This window comes from Rhodococcus sp. D-46 (genome assembly GCF_011290655.1).
GTDB classification, from domain to species: domain Bacteria; phylum Actinomycetota; class Actinomycetes; order Mycobacteriales; family Mycobacteriaceae; genus Rhodococcus_F; species Rhodococcus_F qingshengii.
In genome coordinates this window covers 206,066-223,240 of record NZ_JAANTF010000003.1, presented here as the reverse complement: position 1 = coordinate 223,240, position 17,175 = coordinate 206,066, and the positions used below count along the sequence as shown (strand labels likewise).

At 61.3% G+C, this 17,175-nt stretch carries 17 protein-coding genes; 9 read left to right on the top strand and 8 right to left on the bottom strand.

Features of this window, described 5'->3' with window-relative positions:
- Positions 1-56 precede the first annotated feature (56 nt).
- Positions 57-1,820, top strand: a complete 1,764-nt coding sequence (locus G9U53_RS09060; protein WP_007734073.1) for a cholesterol oxidase substrate-binding domain-containing protein — start codon at positions 57-59, stop codon at positions 1,818-1,820.
- A gap of 137 nt (positions 1,821-1,957) precedes the next feature.
- On the opposite strand, the gene G9U53_RS09055 is transcribed toward G9U53_RS09060, so the two are convergent.
- On the bottom strand, positions 1,958-2,194 hold the full coding sequence (locus G9U53_RS09055) for a hypothetical protein (protein ID WP_125050305.1): 237 nt from the start codon (positions 2,192-2,194) through the stop codon (positions 1,958-1,960).
- Positions 2,195-2,678: 484 nt separating this feature from the next.
- On the opposite strand from G9U53_RS09055, the gene G9U53_RS09050 reads away from it, so the two are divergent.
- The 4 genes from G9U53_RS09050 (at position 2,679) to G9U53_RS09035 (ending at position 6,216) form a co-directional block, all read left to right on the top strand.
- Positions 2,679-2,966: a MerR family transcriptional regulator gene (locus G9U53_RS09050; RefSeq protein ID WP_003945791.1), complete on the top strand. Its 288-nt coding sequence runs from the start codon at positions 2,679-2,681 to the stop codon at positions 2,964-2,966.
- A 133-nt stretch (positions 2,967-3,099) separates the two neighbouring features.
- A complete protein-coding gene (locus tag G9U53_RS09045) occupies positions 3,100-4,287 on the top strand; it encodes a serine hydrolase domain-containing protein (RefSeq protein WP_063315160.1) in 1,188 nt (395 codons plus the stop codon).
- A 188-nt stretch (positions 4,288-4,475) separates the two neighbouring features.
- Positions 4,476-5,285, top strand: coding sequence for a PE-PPE domain-containing protein (locus tag G9U53_RS09040; RefSeq protein ID WP_003945630.1), 810 nt, complete (start codon positions 4,476-4,478; stop codon positions 5,283-5,285).
- A gap of 82 nt (positions 5,286-5,367) precedes the next feature.
- Complete coding sequence (locus tag G9U53_RS09035) at positions 5,368-6,216, top strand: sterol desaturase family protein (RefSeq protein ID WP_054826812.1); 849 nt, start codon at positions 5,368-5,370, stop codon at positions 6,214-6,216.
- Positions 6,217-6,234: 18 nt separating this feature from the next.
- Here the strand turns inward: G9U53_RS09035 and G9U53_RS09030 are convergent, their stop codons facing one another.
- Entirely contained in the window at positions 6,235-7,542 is a 1,308-nt protein-coding gene (locus tag G9U53_RS09030) for an FtsX-like permease family protein (protein ID WP_054188044.1), read from the bottom strand.
- Positions 7,539-8,231 carry an ABC transporter ATP-binding protein gene (locus G9U53_RS09025; RefSeq protein WP_020906134.1) on the bottom strand — a complete coding sequence of 231 codons (693 nt, stop codon included), beginning with the start codon at positions 8,229-8,231 and terminating at the stop codon, positions 7,539-7,541. The genes G9U53_RS09030 and G9U53_RS09025 overlap by 4 nt, the downstream gene beginning before the upstream one ends.
- Before the next feature lie 128 nt (positions 8,232-8,359).
- On the opposite strand from G9U53_RS09025, the gene G9U53_RS09020 reads away from it, so the two are divergent.
- Positions 8,360-9,109 carry an AraC family transcriptional regulator gene (locus G9U53_RS09020; RefSeq protein ID WP_063315161.1) on the top strand — a complete coding sequence of 250 codons (750 nt, stop codon included), beginning with the start codon at positions 8,360-8,362 and terminating at the stop codon, positions 9,107-9,109.
- Positions 9,110-9,118: 9 nt separating this feature from the next.
- On the opposite strand, the gene zapE is transcribed toward G9U53_RS09020, so the two are convergent.
- On the bottom strand, positions 9,119-10,066 hold the full coding sequence (zapE, locus tag G9U53_RS09015) for a cell division protein ZapE (protein WP_063315040.1): 948 nt from the start codon (positions 10,064-10,066) through the stop codon (positions 9,119-9,121).
- 127 nt (positions 10,067-10,193) lie between these two features.
- Between zapE and G9U53_RS09010 the strand changes: the two genes are divergently transcribed.
- Positions 10,194-10,760, top strand: coding sequence for a TetR family transcriptional regulator (locus G9U53_RS09010; RefSeq protein ID WP_063315041.1), 567 nt, complete (start codon positions 10,194-10,196; stop codon positions 10,758-10,760).
- Positions 10,761-10,770: 10 nt separating this feature from the next.
- On the opposite strand, the gene G9U53_RS09005 is transcribed toward G9U53_RS09010, so the two are convergent.
- On the bottom strand, positions 10,771-11,931 hold the full coding sequence (locus G9U53_RS09005; protein ID WP_063315042.1) for a lipase family protein: 1,161 nt from the start codon (positions 11,929-11,931) through the stop codon (positions 10,771-10,773).
- A 209-nt stretch (positions 11,932-12,140) separates the two neighbouring features.
- Here G9U53_RS09005 and G9U53_RS09000 point away from each other — a divergent pair, with 209 nt between their 5' ends.
- Positions 12,141-12,935: a putative protein N(5)-glutamine methyltransferase gene (locus G9U53_RS09000; RefSeq protein ID WP_063315043.1), complete on the top strand. Its 795-nt coding sequence runs from the start codon at positions 12,141-12,143 to the stop codon at positions 12,933-12,935.
- On the opposite strand, the gene G9U53_RS08995 is transcribed toward G9U53_RS09000, so the two are convergent.
- Genes G9U53_RS08995 through G9U53_RS08985 form a run of 3 tightly spaced genes read right to left on the bottom strand, consistent with a single transcriptional unit; the run spans position 12,926 to position 15,339 of the window.
- On the bottom strand, positions 12,926-13,555 hold the full coding sequence (locus tag G9U53_RS08995; RefSeq protein ID WP_063315044.1) for a TetR/AcrR family transcriptional regulator: 630 nt from the start codon (positions 13,553-13,555) through the stop codon (positions 12,926-12,928). The two genes, G9U53_RS09000 and G9U53_RS08995, sit on opposite strands and share 10 nt — an antisense overlap.
- 30 nt (positions 13,556-13,585) lie before the next feature.
- Entirely contained in the window at positions 13,586-14,386 is an 801-nt protein-coding gene (locus G9U53_RS08990; RefSeq protein WP_003945537.1) for an ABC transporter permease, read from the bottom strand.
- A complete protein-coding gene (locus tag G9U53_RS08985; protein ID WP_083056027.1) occupies positions 14,383-15,339 on the bottom strand; it encodes an ATP-binding cassette domain-containing protein in 957 nt (318 codons plus the stop codon). The genes G9U53_RS08990 and G9U53_RS08985 overlap by 4 nt, the downstream gene beginning before the upstream one ends.
- Positions 15,340-15,617: 278 nt before the next feature.
- Here G9U53_RS08985 and G9U53_RS08980 point away from each other — a divergent pair, with 278 nt between their 5' ends.
- The gene (locus G9U53_RS08980; RefSeq protein WP_083056025.1) at positions 15,618-17,165 is read left to right on the top strand and encodes a glycoside hydrolase family 71 protein; all 1,548 of its coding nucleotides are present in this window, start codon (positions 15,618-15,620) and stop codon (positions 17,163-17,165) included.
- Positions 17,166-17,175: the final 10 nt, after the last annotated feature.

The window sequence follows — 17,175 nt, the reverse complement described above, 5'->3', positions numbered from 1 at the left end:
GATACCCACCTGTTAGAACTCACCGTAGTTCTCGAACCCGATGGAGTAGCCCGAAGATGACGGCACAAGACGAAAAGTTCCGACTGTCCCGACGAGGTTTCATGGCCGCTGGAGCCGGCGCCGTGGCAGCGACCGCATTCGCCGGCTGGACGCCGGCCTACGCCGTCCCCGCCGGCTCTTCCGGCTCCGCGGGTGGTCCTGTCTCCACCCTCACGCCGCCGCCTGCCTTCCCCGAAGGCATCGCGCTGTACCAGCAGGCATATCAGAACTGGTCCAAGGAGATCATGCTCGACGCGATCTGGACCTGTTCGCCCAAGACGCCCGAAGACGTAGTCCGCCTCGCGAACTGGGGCCATGCCAACGGCTACACCATTCGTCCCCGCGGTGCCATGCACGGCTGGACGCCGCTGACCATCGTCAACGGTGCGCCGGTCGACAAGGTCATCCTCGCCGACACCACGGTCCACCTCACCGGAGTCTCCGTCAACGCCGGTGGCAGCCCAGCCACCGTCACCGCAGGACCCGGCGCGACCCTCGACGCCATCACGACCGCACTGCAGGCACAGGGCCTCGGGTTCGCGAACCTGCCGGCGCCGGGTGTGTTGACCATTGCCGGCTGCCTCGCCGTCGACGCTCACGGCGCAGCTCTTCCCGCCGAAGGCGAAGCACACGTTCCCGGACAGACTTTCGGCTCACTCTCCAACCTCGTCACGTCGCTGACCGCAGTGGTCTGGAACGGCAGCGAGTACGCGCTGAAGACGTATGCACGTAGCGACGCGGCGATCAAGCCGCTGCTGACTCACCTCGGACGCACCTTCCTCACCTCCGTCACCTTGCAGGCCGCCCCCAATTACCGCATGCGCTGCGTCAGCCACACCGACATCGGTTGGCAGGAACTCTTCGGCGCCCGCGGAGCGTCCGGACGCACCTTCGAGAAGTTCGTCCGCGAAAACGGTCGCGCAGAAGCAATCTGGTACCCCTTCACCGAACGCCCGTGGATGAAGGTGTGGTCACTTGCCCCCACCAAGCCGCCGTTCTCGCGTGAGGTGACCGGACCGTACAACTACATCTTCTCCGACAACCTCCCGGAGCCGGTCACCGACATGATCGGCCAGATCAACTCCGGAAACCCGGGCATCGCACCGGCATTCGGGCAGATCATGTACGCCACCACCGTTGCCGGACTCGCCGCGACGTTCTCCAACGACCTGTGGGGATGGTCCAAGGACGTCCAGTTCTACATCCGGGCCACCACCCTTCGTCTGACCGAGGGCGGCGGAGCCGTCATCACCTCGCGCGCCAACATCGGCCAGGTCATCCACGACTTCACCCAGTGGTTCAACGGTCGCATGGAGTACTACCGCTCTATCGGACAGTTCCCCCTCAACGGCCCCGTCGAAATCCGTTGCTGCGGCCTCGATCAACCGTCGGATGTCGAGGTCGACTCGGCAGGCGCCCCCACCATCTCGGCCATGCGCCCTCGGCCCGACCATCCGGAATGGGACACCGCCATCTGGCTCAACGTCCTCGGCGTCCCCGGAACCCCCGGCATGTTCGCGTTCTACCGCGAAATGGAACAGTGGATGCGTAATCACTACAACAACAACGACGCCACCTTCCGCCCCGAGTGGTCCAAGGGCTGGGCGTTCGGCCCCGACAAGCCGTACACCGACACCCCGATCATCACCCAGGGCCTCCCCCAGACCTACCGCGACGGCGTCCCATCGAGCGACAACTGGGACACCGCCAACGCCGCATTCAACGCGTTGGATCCGCACAAGGTCTTCAGCAACACCTTCCTGGACCAGTTGCTGCCTTGAGGTTCAAGTACTGAGCGCACACTCTGACAACTCGACGGTCGTCGCCACTCCCCTTACTTTCGGGAGTGCGGCGGCCGTCGTGCGTTGCAGTGAGCGGGATGAAGGAGTCCCCCCCGCATCCCGACGAGGCAGCTGCCTCAATCGCGATCAGGATGGATCGCCTCGTGCATACTTTCCACTGCCCTGGCGTGAGTTGAGAGCTCGGACCGAGCCGACCGAATCGTGGCGCTGTCGCTGCGTGCCCCCGGCTCGGACGACGACGAGTCCTCTCCGGGGTTCGGCGCGCCATCAGCTGGATGCTCGGAGGAGCCGGTGCGCTCTTCCCTCTCCGCGCGGGCGCGCAACAACGACTCGGACTTCGGGGTATTTCGCATCGGAGCATTGTCCCAGATCCATCTCCTATGACTCACATTGAGCGCTCTCACCCCCGGCGACCAGGCCGTTCCTGAATATCAACACCTAGAATGTTCGCAACAAAATATCTACAGCGGTCAGGGTAGACATTCTCGCGAGGCTGTTGTATCTTTTTTCTCGTAGCAAGGAACGAGTCAAGAGATGCGGGAGAGATGAACTACCCGCAAGCAGTACCGCAGGGCAGGGACGTGCCGGGGCCGAATTCGTGTGTGAGTGTGTAGTCGGACCCGGCACCCCCCTTCAAAGCGGCTACCGGATGTCTTGTGCGAGTCCGGAAGTTCGAAAGAATGCAGTTATGTAAGTAAGTTCAACCCCATCCGGCCCCCGGCGCTCCTCGCGCCGGGGGCCCCGTCCGTTCAGCGAAAGAAGCGAGCCATTCCGGCAGATACACCACCGGGGGACCCCTCCGGCAGATTCGACGACGAGAACTATCCTGCGTACAGCATGGGACATGCGGCCGAGATCCTCGGTGTCAGGCAAGCTTTCCTTCGTAGCCTCGATGCCGCGAAACTGCTTACCCCACAACGCTCTGAGGGCGGACATCGCCGCTACTCCCGCTACCAGCTGCGCATCGCAGCCCGCGCGCACGAACTCGTAGCCAACGGCACGGCGCTCGACGCGGCTTGCCGCATCATCATCCTCGAAGACCAACTCACCGAAGCCCGTCGCATCAACGCCGAGCTTCAGCAAGCGCAGGACCTGCGAGAGGAACCGGACGCGGCACCCGAATGAGGACTGCACTGGAACAGCAGTTGCGCCTACACGGTCGATCTGACCCCTCCTCCTTCCAACTGCGGTAAATTCGGCCAATTGGGACATTGCTCGGCGTCGGTTGCTCGATTTCCACATCGAAGGGATCGCAGGCATGACTTCCTCCCACCACCGCGCTCGGGTGCGGCTGTCTGCTCTGTCGATCGCCTTGACCGTTGCCATTGCAACCGCTGCGTGCAGTTCCGACGATGACTCCGCAACAAACACGGGCAGCGCCTCTCGCAGCACCTCGAGCAGTCGGGAATCCACCGAGATCACGGACATCGTCCGCCGCCAAGTGGCCGACTTGGGCCTCAGTGCCGCTGTGTTCGGGGTGTGGCGAGGCGACGACGAAGTTGCTCTCGGCGCCGTCGGAGAGTCCCCTGTCGGAGTTCCGGCGACAACCGACATGCTGTTGCGCGTCGGCCAACCGATGGAACCGATGCTCTCGACAGTCCTGCTGCAACTCGACGAAGAGGGAACGCTTCCCCTCGATCAACCGATCGCGAAGTGGGAACCGAACTTTCCACGCGCAGACACCATCACTCCGCGAATGCTGGCCAACAGCACGTCGGGCATCTCCGACTACGTGACCGATCCACAGTTCCTCAAACTCTTCACGGACAACCCGATGAAGGGCTGGACTTCTCGAGAGATCCTGGATCTTGCCAACTCCCGCCCGCCGTTGTTCGAACCCGGCACCAGTTGGGCGTACGCGCACAGCGACCTGACGCTGCTCGGCGACGTCATGGAGAAAGCGACTGGAAAACCGCTGGGCGAACTACTTCAGCAGCGCGTCTTCGATCCACTCGGGATGGATCACAGCAGCGTTGTACTCACGTCGCAGATGGACGAACCGATCCTGCACGGTTACACCAATGAACGTGGAGTATTCGAAGACTCCACTTTCTGGAATCCGACGGCGTTCCTGCACAGCGGAAACATGAACGCGCCTGTCGCCGACGTCGGAAAGTGGGTGCGCGCGCTGGGAACGGGAGAGTTACTCTCCGACAAGGCTTTCGAGCAGCAGATGGCGCCGACGACTGCGGGCTTGGGAAGTATGACGGCGGACAAGTTCTTTTCCTTCGGGACCGGGCACCTCGACGGCTGGCTGGTGATGAACCCGTCGTACGGCGGTTACAACGGTCTCGCGCTCTACTACCCCGATTCGAAGACGACGATCGTCGTCTACGCCACACTCGGGCCGACAACCAACGCGGACCTCAACAACACCGTGTCGATGGGGAAGGAGATCGGAACCCTCCTCGAGCCGGATCACCCGCCGCAGGTACCGACGCCGTGACGCCCCACACACGCTGGTAGTAAACAGCGCCGGTCGGCAACTTCCTGTTTACGCACGGATTACCTCCAGGACTTATCGCCCCATCACCATTCTCTTCAGTACCGAACGAAACGCGTCGGACCGCGGGTTGTCTCGCCAGTGAACGAGAACGTAGATAGATGGGGACAGGCCCGATGAGGAAATACGCGATGTCAGTGGCATGCACGGTTGCAGTCACAGCGGGGGTGACTCTTGTGATGTCGGTACCTGCCGGAGCGGACCCGAATGACGGTGGGTCGTGCCCGGCCGGTGCGGTATTCGCGGTCGGCGGAACGTGGGATCCGACGGGACAAACGACGCAACCCGTCACCGACCGCTACGTCGCCCAGGGTTACGCCTCCAAGCCGGTGACCTACCCCGCCAGCTTCTGGCCGCTCGGCGAACAGACATACGACCAGAGCGTTGCCGCCGGCGCCCAGACGCTTCGCACCGAAGTCAACGCTTTCCACGCTCAGTGCCCGGGCAGCGAGATCGTCGTCACCGGATACTCACAGGGAGCACGGATTGCCGGCGACGTTCTCGGTGACATCGCACGTGACGGATCCATTCCCCAATCGCAAGTCGAAGGCGTCCTCTACGCCGACCCTCGCAACTCGGCCGGGGGCATCGAAACCGTAGTGCCCAATGTCGTTCCGGGAGCGACGATGTCCGGAGCACGCGGCGGATTCGGAGACATCGCAGTGCAGGAAGTCTGCATCGAGGGTGACGGCATCTGCAACATGCCCAAGCCGCGTGATGCGCCCGAGGTGTTCGTGGATTCGGTCTTCGGCTACTTCACGAAGCACAACACCTACACGCCGATGATGTCCGAGCCCGCTCCGCCTGCTCCCCCGGCGCTGCCGCAGACACCGTCGGTGCCACTGCAACCGGCTGACGTCGCCACTGCGATCGTGACACGGGTCGTCGAGAACATCACTCCGTATCTGAGCGCTGCACTCGCCACCGTGCTGACGAAGTAACGCGACACCGCTTGTTCGGCTGACTGAAAGTCGACCGATTCGTACAAGTCGAGGACCACCCGCGCCGTGCACCATCGAATACATGCTCACCCTCATCGTAAGATACGGGTACGTCCCGTTCATGCTCTTGGGAATCAACGGAGCCGCAATCGCGCTGGCGGCATCCGGTGCGCCGAAATGGTCACTGGTGGCATTGATTCTCTTCGCAGTGGTCTGCTCTTTCGCGGCCGAACGGGCGCTTCCCTACGAATCTTCGTGGAATGCCCCGGGACCGGACAGGTTTCGCGACGCTGTCCATGCGTTTGTCAACGAATCCCTCATCTTGGTCAGCGTCGCGGTAATCCCGTTGATGGCCGCGGTGATTCCGTTCGACGGGCTGTGGCCGAGCGGTCTTCCGTTTGTCCTTCAGGTCGTCTTCGCAGTGTTGGTTGCCGATTTCGGCATCACCGTGGTGCATTTGATCAGCCACAAGGTTGGATGGTTGTGGCGTTTCCACGCGGTTCATCACAGCCTCGAACGGTTCTACGGTATGAACGGACTGATGAAGCACCCCGTGCATCAGACTTTCGAAACCGCCGGTGGCGTCCTGCCACTGATCCTCCTCGGGATGCCCGTTCCAGTTGCCTCGGCGCTCGCGGTTTGTGTCGCTGTCCAACTCCTGCTTCAGCATTCGAATGCCGACTACCGCATCGGCCCCCTGCGTCCGATACTCGCCCTCAACGCCGGCCACCGATTCCATCACCTGAAGTGGGCGGGAATCGGTGACGTCAATTTCGGTTTGTTCACTCTGATCTGGGATCACCTGTTCCGCACTTATTCTTTCGATCCGGAAAAGCGCTTCAGCAGTGACGATCTCGGAATGGCGGCCAAGCCCGACTACCCGGACGACTACCTCGGCCAGTTGGCCGAACCGTTCCGGAGACAGAACTGACGGACGAGGGGCGGAGATTCAGCCCGCGAGTACCCGTCGCATGACGGGCTTGGCTGCAAACGCACTGGCCAACACCAACGCGATCCCCACAGCCAGGGTGACGCCCAACTGAACCAGCGCCATCGGAGTGGTCAATACGGCTGCCCCTGCCAGTGGGAAGAGGAACAGCAGTGCAGCGCCGGCACCGGCCAGTGCCATCACCACCACGGGAGTGCGAACGTGCCTCATGCGGGCGCTGTCCATCACCTCGACAGGTGTGCCGGCCAAAGTCAGACTCCGATACAGCTCACGGTTGTCGAGGATCCCGGATACCTGGGTGAGCGCAGACGAGATGGCCGCCAACGTGAATGTTGCTCCGAGAGTGAACAACACGCCGGTTCTCATGTCCGCGAACAGGAACTCCTGCCCTGGCTGCAAATCCTGCCCTTCCCCGTTGCCTATCGCGGCGAGGAGAGATGTGCCTGCGGCAACAAAGCTGGCCATCGTCACACCGCTGACCGTGCGCCACACAGCCTTCGGATTGTCCAAGACCCGACGCGCCGCAATCAGCGAAGCACCGTCTTTGGCGCATTTGAGCATGATCCGCCCAAGCAGCGAAATGACGAACGGACCGACCAACGCAACAACGCCGAAGCAGAGACCAAGGCCCACCAGGATTGCCGCGATGCTTGCCGCGGAGCCCCCGAATGCACTCCATCCCACAAGAACCCCCACCCCAGCCACCGCGAAGATCATCTTCGGTGCGGCGCTGGGATTGCCCGCCGTGACGCCCAACGGGCTCACGAACACCTGGCGCATCCCGAGCATCGACGTCAAAGCAGCCAGGATGGTCATTCCGAATACGATGCCCACCAGCGGAAGTGCGCCTACCCAAAGCTCACTCCACTCGAATGTCCGACCTTGAAATCTCAAGAGAGCTACGAGCGGCAACGCGAGGAGGTATCCCACCACACCGATCAACGCACCGGCCAAGCCCTGGATACCCGATTCCGCAGCGCACAGCGCAACGATCTGGCGAGGGGTGGATCCGATGAGTCGCAGCGAGGCAAGTCGTTCGTCGCGACGGCGCGCGCCCAAGCGGGCCGCCGCCAGGCCGAGAGTGACGGCTGGAACGATCATCAACACCGAAGCAACCCCTGCGAGTGCTAGGTACGCCTCGGCTTCGGGTTCGCTCGATCTGCCCGCAAATGCACCGTAGCCGCCGAGCACCGTCAGCAACAACGTCGTCGAGGCGGCAAAGGCCGTTACGGGAAGCGCGAAGGTACTCAAGGCCTTTCGGCCTTCACCTCGCACCGTCATCAATGCAACGCGCGCTGTGGCCTTCATGCCGCCACCTGTGTCCCGACGAGCGAACCGGCCTGCATCATCATCGTGCGATCACACCACCGAGCGACTTCGGCATCGTGAGTGACGACGACCAACGCAGAACCGATCTGTTGAGCCGAATCACGCAACACCCTCATCACTTCCCAACTCGTCTGCGCGTCGAGGGCACCGGTCGGCTCGTCTGCGAAGAGAACGGCGGGTTTGGTCACCAACGCTCGCGCAATCGCCACACGTTGCGACTGCCCACCCGACATCTGACCCGGGCGACGGTCCTGCAGCCCGTCCAGTCCCAATGGCGCAAAGAAGCCGTGCGCCGTCCGCTTGGCTTCGGCGATGGACAACCCGTTGAGCACCAAGGGCAAAGCGACGTTCTCGATCGCCGGAAGCTCCGGCAACAGTTGGCCCGATTGAAAAACGAATCCGTACGACTCGCGTCGGAGGCGGCTGCGGTCGTTCTCACCGAGGTTCTCGATATGCCTGCCGCTCAGCAGGATTGCTCCCGAGTCGGGCTTGACGATTCCTGACATGCAATGCAGCAGAGTCGACTTGCCCGACCCTGAAGGACCCATGATGGCCGTAGCAGTACCGGCGCGCACTTCCAGCGATACACCTCGGAGCACTGGAACGTCGCCGTACGACTTGCCCAGCGCGTGGACCGACAGGACTGCGGGTGCTTGTGCGTTGTTCATGATTCCACCTTCTCGTGAACCCCCTCGCCAGCACATCGGCCCAGCGCACGATCTTCGAACCGAGTGCGGTCCTACCGGAGGATGACCGGACCCCGAGCTCTGTCAGGGTCGTCACTATGATTTCCGACATGACCTGGTCCGGCGCCGTCCACATGGAGCCCGGAATTCTCATGTTCACCGGCGCAGTGGGATCCGCGCACATGCATTCGCATGCCGCTGTTCAGATCATGATCGTCGACGACGGGGACGTCACGGTCACGGACGGGGACGGCCACAGTGAAGTCGTGCGGTCCGTGGTCATTCCATCCGGGGCGGTCCACGCGTTATCCGCCTCCGAGGGTGCGCGGGGACGAGCGATCTACGTGGACTCCACCACGGGGATGGGCCGGCGCATCAGGCCGCCTGTATCCGAGCACGGTGGTGTGGCCGACTGGTCGGACCGTGGGCGGACCGCAGTAGCGATGACGGACCGTGGCGCTGATTCGGATCTGGAATACGCAGCGAGGCTGATCGATTCACTGTCCGAAAGTAGACAGCCGTCGAGCGTACGCGCTCTTCACCCTGCACTCGAGCATGCTCTGACGATACTGCCCGAGCGACTTTCGGGGCCGATAACGATGACGGACACCGCCGCGCTGGTCTCCATCTCGCCCGGCCGATTGGGAAGAATCTTCAACGATCAACTGCAGATGAGTTTTTCGACCTACATTCGTTGGTTGCGGCTACGACGCGCCATGGAAGTGATGAGCGGTGGCGCAAGCCTGACAACCAGTGCCCACGAGGCCGGCTTCACCGACAGCGCCCATCTCAACCGGATCTGCCACAGCATGTTCGGACTCACGCCCAGCGCCGCGACCGGCGATCTCACCTGGAATTGACGCTGCTCCTCAACTGATGCTGCCCACCGCCGACCTCGCCAGTAGCGACAGACGACTGTAGAGGCGCGCCAACCCCGGCACGTCCCGGAGGCTGCCTGCCACTTCTTCGACGTAAGCGTCGGCGTAGATCGTCAGCCGCGCATCGACGTCATAGAGAACATCGACGACATTCGCGAAACGGCGAAGGGCAAATTCCGACGCCTCGGCGAGCACCGGCACTCCGAAGATCACCCAGTCGTCGAAGCGGGCGGCGAGCGCGAGATAATCGGCAGCCGCGGTCGAACCAGCGCACAGCACCTCGAAATCGAACCAGACGACACCGTCTCGAATCGCCGAGCACTCCAATGTGCGTGTGCCTATCGTCAATTCGACACTTTCGCCCGAAGGCCGCGTAATTCCCGAGCCGACGAGGAATTCCCCTGTCGCAAAACGGTAGTCCCCGGCACCTGGCTGTCCCGCCGTCCGATAGTCGACGGAGCCACCCAACTCGATCACCTCGAGAGTCCGTTCGATCAACTCGATCGACGGAACGAACTGCTCGTGAAAAAGCGGATTGGGAAGAAGATCGGTCGGCGGAACATTGGACGTGACGACAACAGTCACGCCTTTCGCGACGATTGTGTCGAGAACCCTTGCCATGAACATGGCGTCGGCGACGTCGTCGATGTGGAACTCGTCGAAACAGAGCACGCGGATTCCATCGACGACGTGATCCAGTGCCACGCCCATCGAGCCGAGTTCATGCGCCCGAGAGTGCAGATCTGCAAAGAACCGATGAAAGTGAATGCGCCGCTTGCCGACCGGGAGCCTGTCGTAGAACTCGTCCATGAGCATCGTCTTCCCGCGGCCGACGCTACCCCAGAGATAGATCCCACCCCCGACCTCACCGCCCGAGATCCGGGCCTGCAGTGCGTCGAGGGCTTCGCGTGCCGCCAACTGCTCTTCGTCCAGTAGCATAAGACTCCTCTACGTCTGTAGAGTCGAGGCTAGTGATCGAAGGCAAATCGAGTCAATGTGACCCTCACGACGCACCATCTGCAACATTCAACTCCGGCAGCATGCAACATCGACAACAAGGAACGACATGAAGCCTGATCGCAGAGCCCTCATCGCGGCATCCGCCGTCACGATCATCGCCGAGCAGGGCCCGCGTGCACTCACCCATCGGGCGGTTGATCAGTCCCTGGAACTTCCTGCCGGTTCGACGTCGTACTATTTCCGCACTCGCGAGGCACTACTCGAAGCAACCGCATTGCACATCGTGCACCGGTCACGTTCGATATTCGACGAACTCCGCGAGAGGCCCAGCGATCCTGCTGCCCTGACGGCCGAGTATCTCGATGATCTTCTCTCGCACCGCAGACACGAATTGATCGCGAGATATGCACTGCTCTTGGAAACTCCCCGAGATTCGGCATTGCACCAACTCCTCGAAGACAGCCTGTTTTCACGGGAGAAGGCAAGGCCTGTCTTCGACATCGTTGGCGTTGACGATCCTGACGTCGCCGCCGCAAATTTTCTGAGCCTTCTGGAGGGCTTGATCTTCGACTACTGCCTCGGAGCGCGTAGCCGAGATCCCCGCTCCTCCGAAACCGTTCGGCAACTTCGGATCCCGATCGACATCTATCTGCGCGGAGTTGGTTCCGCCTGAAAGGTGTTGGTCAGCAGAGGCTTCCGGTGCATGGCCGTTGACCAGAGAACAGTGCCGCGACAAACGGGGTACTGTCTGGAACCGAAGCCGGAACGGTTCCCAGATGATCAGTGGGATAGGTATGGAATGCAAAGTCGACACCGTTGGCAGTAAGGTCGGCCGCGAACTTCAGTGTCAGCGGTGCCGGAACATCGATGTCCGACAACCCCTGACCGATGAAGAACGGGCGGTCGTATCCTGCGGTCGGCACAGTGAGCAGGTCACGCGCAGCCTCCATGAATACTGGATTGTCCAGCGACTTCGTCAGCACCTGCCCGAGCGTGACGGTGCCGTACTTCGTGCGCGCCTCGGTGTAGCACATGTTGTTCTCGACGTCGTCGAGGATGGTCTTGCCGAGCGGGGTCAGATACGAGTCGATGTCGATATCCGGCCGCGAAGCACGCAGTCCATCAAGAACGTTCGCGATGTAGACCGTCGAACCCTTGAGCGGAAGCGCCGGGAAAGCCGGACCACCGAGCGGTAGAAGATTCTCGATGTTCGAGGGGACACCAGTGGCGACAGCGCCGCGGTAGTCCAACTCCGGCGCGTAAGCAGTGGCAAGCGAAGCGGTGAACATAGTCGCCTGCCCGCCCTGCGACTGCCCCATCGCAACCCATGCGCTCGACAGGTCGTCGTCGACCGCACGAGCGGCACGCACCATGTCCACAACGCTGTGTGCAGCGGAACGACCGTCGAGATACGGGTGAACACCGGGTGTTCCGAGCCCCACGTAGTCGGTGGTCACGACCGCGTATCCCTGCTCCAGCCAGTGACCCAGATGCGTCGCGGTCCGTTCGAGTGGAACACTGCTGCTCGGCGCACACTGATCCGCGACACCCACCGTCCCGTGCGCGTAGGAGATGATCGGCCAACCACCCTCGGGCGGAGCTCCCTCTGGGCGATACACCACACCGGTACTCGTCATCGGCGCATCCTTCGGGCCCGTCGACCAGTACGTCACCTTCGTTGCGCTCACGGCACCCGGGATCACCCGGTCGGGACCGAGCAACTCCTGACTCACGACAGCACCCGGAGCATCGTTCGGTTCCGCTCCGGCCGGCGCCGCAACTGTCAACGCCACCAACGCACTCGCACTCAGTCCGACGAGCGTCCTACACAGTCGCTTACTCACGTACTTCTCCTACCGATTGCGGTGACGATGCATATGTGGTGATCGGCCCCACATCAGCTGATCGAGTTCAGACCATAGAACAGCCTTACCATTTGGTCAACCTAAATTCCCGCTCCGCATCGACCGTCGTGACACGCCTGCTCGGGTAGGGTGGCGGTGTTCGATACGTGCAGGTCCCCCGCGAGATCAGGAGGCCGAAAGGCTCTCTCATGTCAGCACCTGATCTCCCGACCTTCCCTGCTTCGCAGCAGAAGTCGGTGGCCGCGATCCTCCGAGCAGCAGGTTGCGTCTTCGCCGAAGACGAGGCTCGCCTACTTCTTCACACCGCACGCTCTCGCGATGAACTCGACGCGATGGTCGACCGACGAGTTGCCGGCGAACCACTCGAGCCCGTCCTCGGATGGGCCGAGTTCTGCGGCTTGCGCATTCACATCGACTCCGGAGTCTTCGTCCCACGCCGGCGCACCGAGTTCCTCGCCCGGCAGGCCTGCTCACTTGTCACCACAGGAAGCGTCGTCGTCGACATGTGTTGCGGCTCAGGAGCTGTCGGTGCTGTCCTGCAGTCGACGCTCGACGCCGTCGATTTGTACGCGGTAGACGTGGAACCGGCCGCAGTGCGGTGCGCTCGCCGAAACATCACACCGCCCGAGCGTGTACTCGAGGGCGATTTATTCGGACCACTGCCGACGAAATTACTCGGTCGCGTGGATGTCGTCGTCGCCAATGCACCTTACGTCCCCACCGAATCGATCAGGCTGATGCCGCCCGAAGCCCGTCTTCACGAACCGCTGGTCTCGTTGGACGGCGGTACCGACGGACTGGACCTGCAGCGTCGCATCATCGCGGACGCCGCGCCGTGGCTACGACCGGGTGGCTGTCTTCTCGTCGAGACGAGTACGGAGCAGGTCGAAATGACTGTTGAAACATTCACTCGGGGAGGGTTTCTCACTCGGGTAGCAACCTACAGCGAGACCGCGTCGACCGTGGTGATCGGTCAGCGTTGAAGGCGATCGGATCCTGGCGTGGACCACTCCCGAGCGCGGGCGGCAAAGCCGTCGACAAAAAGCCCGAACGCGCGATCGACGCGGGCCCGGTCCCCGGTGGCCAGAAGATCCATCGACAGACCCCGCATTTGCGAGAGCAACAGAGTAGCGACAGAGGCAACATCGTCCTCGGGGCAACCCGCTTGTCGTAGACCGGCTTCCAGTGCCTCGATCCAATCGCCCACAAAACGGTCCAGGAACCGTCCGTAGCGGTCGCGGTCGCCGAGCGCGAGGGCGTAGATCTCGACCATCACCCGGAACCGCGGCAGGACCTCCGGCGTCGTACGTTCGGTCCACCACGCAGTCAGCACTGTCGCCGGATCGACCCCCGGTTTCATCGGCACCGCAATCGGAATGGACTCACCACGCATGTTCTCGATGACCTCGGAGAGCAGATTCTCCTTGCTATCGAAATGGTTGAGCAACGACGCATGCGACACACCCACGGCCTTGGCGAGCTGCCTCACCGTCAATTCCCCGACACCGTTGTCGATGACGTAGCGGGTCAGCGCGTCGAGCAACTCCTCACGTCGCCCGGCGTATCTCAGGCTGCGTTTGTCGATGCGATCGGGCTCCGGCACATATCCACCCTACCGGCCGGAATCACCAGGTCAGCGGCTGACTGCCTTCTGATACCGACGAATAGCGAACGGCACGAAGACGATCAGCAAACCGAAAGTCCACAACAACGACGCGATGACCGGATTCTGCAGCGGCCACGCATCCGGAACCGTCATCGCAGGATTGGTATTGCCGAACAATTCACGCACCGCCTGAGTAACCGCCGACACCGGATTCCATTCGGCGATCACTTTGAGCGGGCCGGGAAGATTGGTGGTCTCGACAAAAGTGTTCGCGATGAACGACAGCGGAAAGATGACGATGAAGCTCGCGTTGTTGAATACCTCCGGTGTCCGGATCCAAAGCCCGACAACAGCCATGACCCACGACAACGCGTACGCGAAGAACAGAAGCAGCGCATAACCCGCCACCGCTTCGAGGAAACTGGAGTGAATCCGCCACCCGACCAGAAGACCGGTCAACGACATGACCACCAAACTGATGACGTTGATCAACACGTCACTCGATGTTCGGCCTGTCAGCACGGCAGACGGAGCCATGGGCAGCGATCGAAATCTGTCGATGATTCCTTTCTGAATGTCTTCGACCATCCCCAAACCAGTCCAGGTAGCACCGAATATGACCGTTTGCGTGAAGATTCCGGCGATCAGGAATTCTCGATACGACGTGCCCGGGACGGAGATCGCACTGCCGAACACATACGCGAACAAGAGCACGAACATGATCGGCGACAAAGTGGTGAACACCAGCAGATCCGGAACGCGCTTGATCTTGATCAAGTTTCGCCTGGCGATGGTCAAACCGTCTTCGAGCGCCATCTGCACGGTCATTTCTGATCCTCCAGTTCAGCCTGGTGCCCGGTCAGTGTGAGGAAGACATCGTCGAGAGTGGGTCTGCGCAGGCCGACGTCGAATACGCGGATACCTCGTGCCGACAGAAGATTCAGCGCCGCGACCAACGCGTCGGTGCCGTCGTCGACAGGAACAGTGACGCGACGGACATTCTCTTGAACCTGAATGTCCCCCACGGCAAGCGAGCGCAATTCCTCGCGGACGATGTCGAGATGTTCGACCTCGTGCACGCTCAATTCGATGCGCTCACCCCCGACCCGCGCCTTCAACTGGTCTGCAGTACCGCGCGCGATGACCGAGCCGCGGTCGATGACGGCGATCTGGTCGGCCAACCTCTCGGCTTCTTCCATGTATTGCGTCGTGAGCAACAGTGTTGTCCCCTGCGCCACCAACCCTTCGATGACATCCCAGAGGCCGAGTCGCGCACGAGGATCGAGGCCGGTGGTCGGCTCGTCCAGAAACAACACCTGCGGCCGAGCAACCAATGCGCCGGCGAGATCGAGACGTCGCCGCATTCCGCCGGAATAGCCCTTGACCGGCCGATCTCCAGCCTCGACGAGATCGAACTGCTTGAGCAATTCACGCGCTCGGGCCTTACTGCTTCGGGCGCCGAGGTGATACAGCCTCCCGACCATGTCCAAGTTCTCATAGCCCGTCAGGTACTCGTCGACCGCGGCATACTGACCCGAAGCACCGATCTTGGATCGCAACGCCCGCGCATCCTCGACCACGTCCAGCCCGGCAACCTTGGCGCGTCCACCGTCCGGAATGAGCAGCGTCGTGAAGATCCTTACCGCAGTGGTTTTTCCGGCGCCGTTGGGACCCAATAGAGCCATCACCGAACCCTCGCGCACTTCCAGGTCGATGCCGTCCAATGCCGTGACGTCGCCGTACTTCTTGACCAGCCCCTCGGCCACAATCGCTTCGGTCATGAGCCCTCCCGCATCGGTAATCCGTCGGTAGTCCGTTCCCCAGTGTGACCCAGGAGGCCGACACATTCCAGGAAATTTTCCGCAAGGGCGCTGCACATGGGGCCATTGACATGAGTCAACCGTCCAGAATCCTCACAATTGGGCTCGCTCGCGTATCCAAGCAGATAAAAAGTGCCCCGGAATCCAGTTCATGTTAACGTCGCACGACTCGCGCCTCACAAACACTTCCCAGACAAACGTCTCTACAGCCGAGAAATACGACCTGGAGGATAACTCCCATGCGTTTAGTCCGCATTCAGCGGTACGCGATCCTGCCGAAAACAATCCGAGTCCTATGTCTCTCGACAGCAATCGCGTTATCCCTCACGTTTGCCTATTCCTATCAGGGGCAAGGGCACACAGAATCACCTACCTTTGCCCCCACTACTCTTTCTGTCAATCCGGAATCTGCTGCTCTCCCCTTCGACATTCCGGACCGGGCAACGCTGAACGGGCGGAAGGTATTCGGACATTATTTTCCGCCGTACCCGGTATCTATCGACAACGCGACCCCGAACAGCGACTTCTACACAACTCAGTACATGACAGTGCACGGAGAGAACAATGCACACGTCAACTCAGCTGGATTCATACGCGATCGGCCTGCTCCACGCCCTCCGATCGCAGATCCCCAGTGGCGTCAGAGAGATCTCGAAACTGAAGTTCGTATGGCGGTCGCTGCTGGACTCGACGGGTTCTCTGTAGACATCATGGCCAAGGCAACGGACACCAGTTGGTGGGGTTCAATCATTCCCGGCGCGCTCATGCAAGCCGCAGCCACAGTAGATCCGAATTTCAAAGTAATGCTCATGCCCGATATGAGCGCTTCCTTCAATAACATGACCCCTGCAGAGCTCGCCGCAGAAATGGCACCATATGCGACAAAACCGTCCGTATTCAAACTTGGGGACGGGCGCCTCGTGATTTCCCCATTTCTTGCAGAAGCCAAAAGTCCAACATGGTGGTCGCAGTTCATAACCCTGATGAGTCAGTCCTATGGGATAAATGTCGCATTAGTTCCGGTATTTTTAGACGCAGCGGCAAACCGCAATGCGTTTGCCTCCATCAGCTATGGCATGTCGAGTTGGGGAAACCGGAATCCGGCGGGAAACCCAGTGGTAAACAGCCCAAATACTCCGCTTGATTTGGCTGCCGCGGCTCATGCGTTGGGAAAGATCTGGATGCAATCGGTCTCCTTCCAAGACGTCAGACCGAACCAGGCCATCTACGACGAAGCGGAAAACACGCAGAATCTTCGCAATACCTGGCAGATCGCGCTCGATTCAGGCAGCGAATGGGTCCAACTGACAACCTGGAACGATTACAGCGAGGGGACTTCCTTTGCTCCCAGCGCGGGGCACGGACGCTCCCTGCTGGACATCAACGCCTATGGTCTGTACTGGTTCCGGTCAGGGGTAATGCCGACGATCGTCCGCGATACTGCTTATCTGAGTTATCGAACGCAGAAAGTTTCCGCAGTTCCGGCCAACCCTTCGACACCCCCGATGTCACTGCGCCAATGGTCATCCCCCGCTCGCGATACCGTCGAGGTTCTCACCTTCTTGACCGCTCCCGCAGTCGTCAAAGTGACTGTTGGAAGCACGACAACCACCTGCAATGCCCCGGCCGGGATGAGCAGCTGCATCGCCCCGCTGAAAGTAGGTTCCATCAAGGCCTCTGTCGTTCGCGGCACTACCGAGGTGTCTCGGGTGAGTTCACACGCGGCGGTGACGGCCACACCGTACAACCAGAATCTCGAGTACCTGGTCGATTCCAGTCGGCGATAACGGTGACGAA

What these genes read in the sequence shown, in the direction of transcription:
- G9U53_RS08990 (WP_003945537.1), bottom strand. Translation starts at nt 14,386, where the DNA reads ATGACCGTGCAGATGGCGCTCGAAGACGGTTTGACCATCGCCAGGCGA.
- G9U53_RS09000 (WP_063315043.1), top strand. Translation starts at nt 12,141, where the DNA reads ATGTCAGCACCTGATCTCCCGACCTTCCCTGCTTCGCAGCAGAAGTCG.
- G9U53_RS08985 (WP_083056027.1), bottom strand. Translation starts at nt 15,339, where the DNA reads ATGACCGAAGCGATTGTGGCCGAGGGGCTGGTCAAGAAGTACGGCGAC.
- G9U53_RS09030 (WP_054188044.1), bottom strand. Translation starts at nt 7,542, where the DNA reads ATGAAGGCCACAGCGCGCGTTGCATTGATGACGGTGCGAGGTGAAGGC.
- G9U53_RS09060 (WP_007734073.1), top strand. Translation starts at nt 57, where the DNA reads ATGACGGCACAAGACGAAAAGTTCCGACTGTCCCGACGAGGTTTCATG.
- G9U53_RS09010 (WP_063315041.1), top strand. Translation starts at nt 10,194, where the DNA reads ATGAAGCCTGATCGCAGAGCCCTCATCGCGGCATCCGCCGTCACGATC.
- G9U53_RS08980 (WP_083056025.1), top strand. Translation starts at nt 15,618, where the DNA reads ATGCGTTTAGTCCGCATTCAGCGGTACGCGATCCTGCCGAAAACAATC.
- G9U53_RS09040 (WP_003945630.1), top strand. Translation starts at nt 4,476, where the DNA reads ATGTCAGTGGCATGCACGGTTGCAGTCACAGCGGGGGTGACTCTTGTG.
- G9U53_RS09055 (WP_125050305.1), bottom strand. Translation starts at nt 2,194, where the DNA reads ATGCGAAATACCCCGAAGTCCGAGTCGTTGTTGCGCGCCCGCGCGGAG.
- G9U53_RS09045 (WP_063315160.1), top strand. Translation starts at nt 3,100, where the DNA reads ATGACTTCCTCCCACCACCGCGCTCGGGTGCGGCTGTCTGCTCTGTCG.
- G9U53_RS09020 (WP_063315161.1), top strand. Translation starts at nt 8,360, where the DNA reads ATGACCTGGTCCGGCGCCGTCCACATGGAGCCCGGAATTCTCATGTTC.
- zapE (WP_063315040.1), bottom strand. Translation starts at nt 10,066, where the DNA reads ATGCTACTGGACGAAGAGCAGTTGGCGGCACGCGAAGCCCTCGACGCA.
- G9U53_RS09025 (WP_020906134.1), bottom strand. Translation starts at nt 8,231, where the DNA reads ATGAACAACGCACAAGCACCCGCAGTCCTGTCGGTCCACGCGCTGGGC.
- G9U53_RS09035 (WP_054826812.1), top strand. Translation starts at nt 5,368, where the DNA reads ATGCTCACCCTCATCGTAAGATACGGGTACGTCCCGTTCATGCTCTTG.
- G9U53_RS09050 (WP_003945791.1), top strand. Translation starts at nt 2,679, where the DNA reads ATGGGACATGCGGCCGAGATCCTCGGTGTCAGGCAAGCTTTCCTTCGT.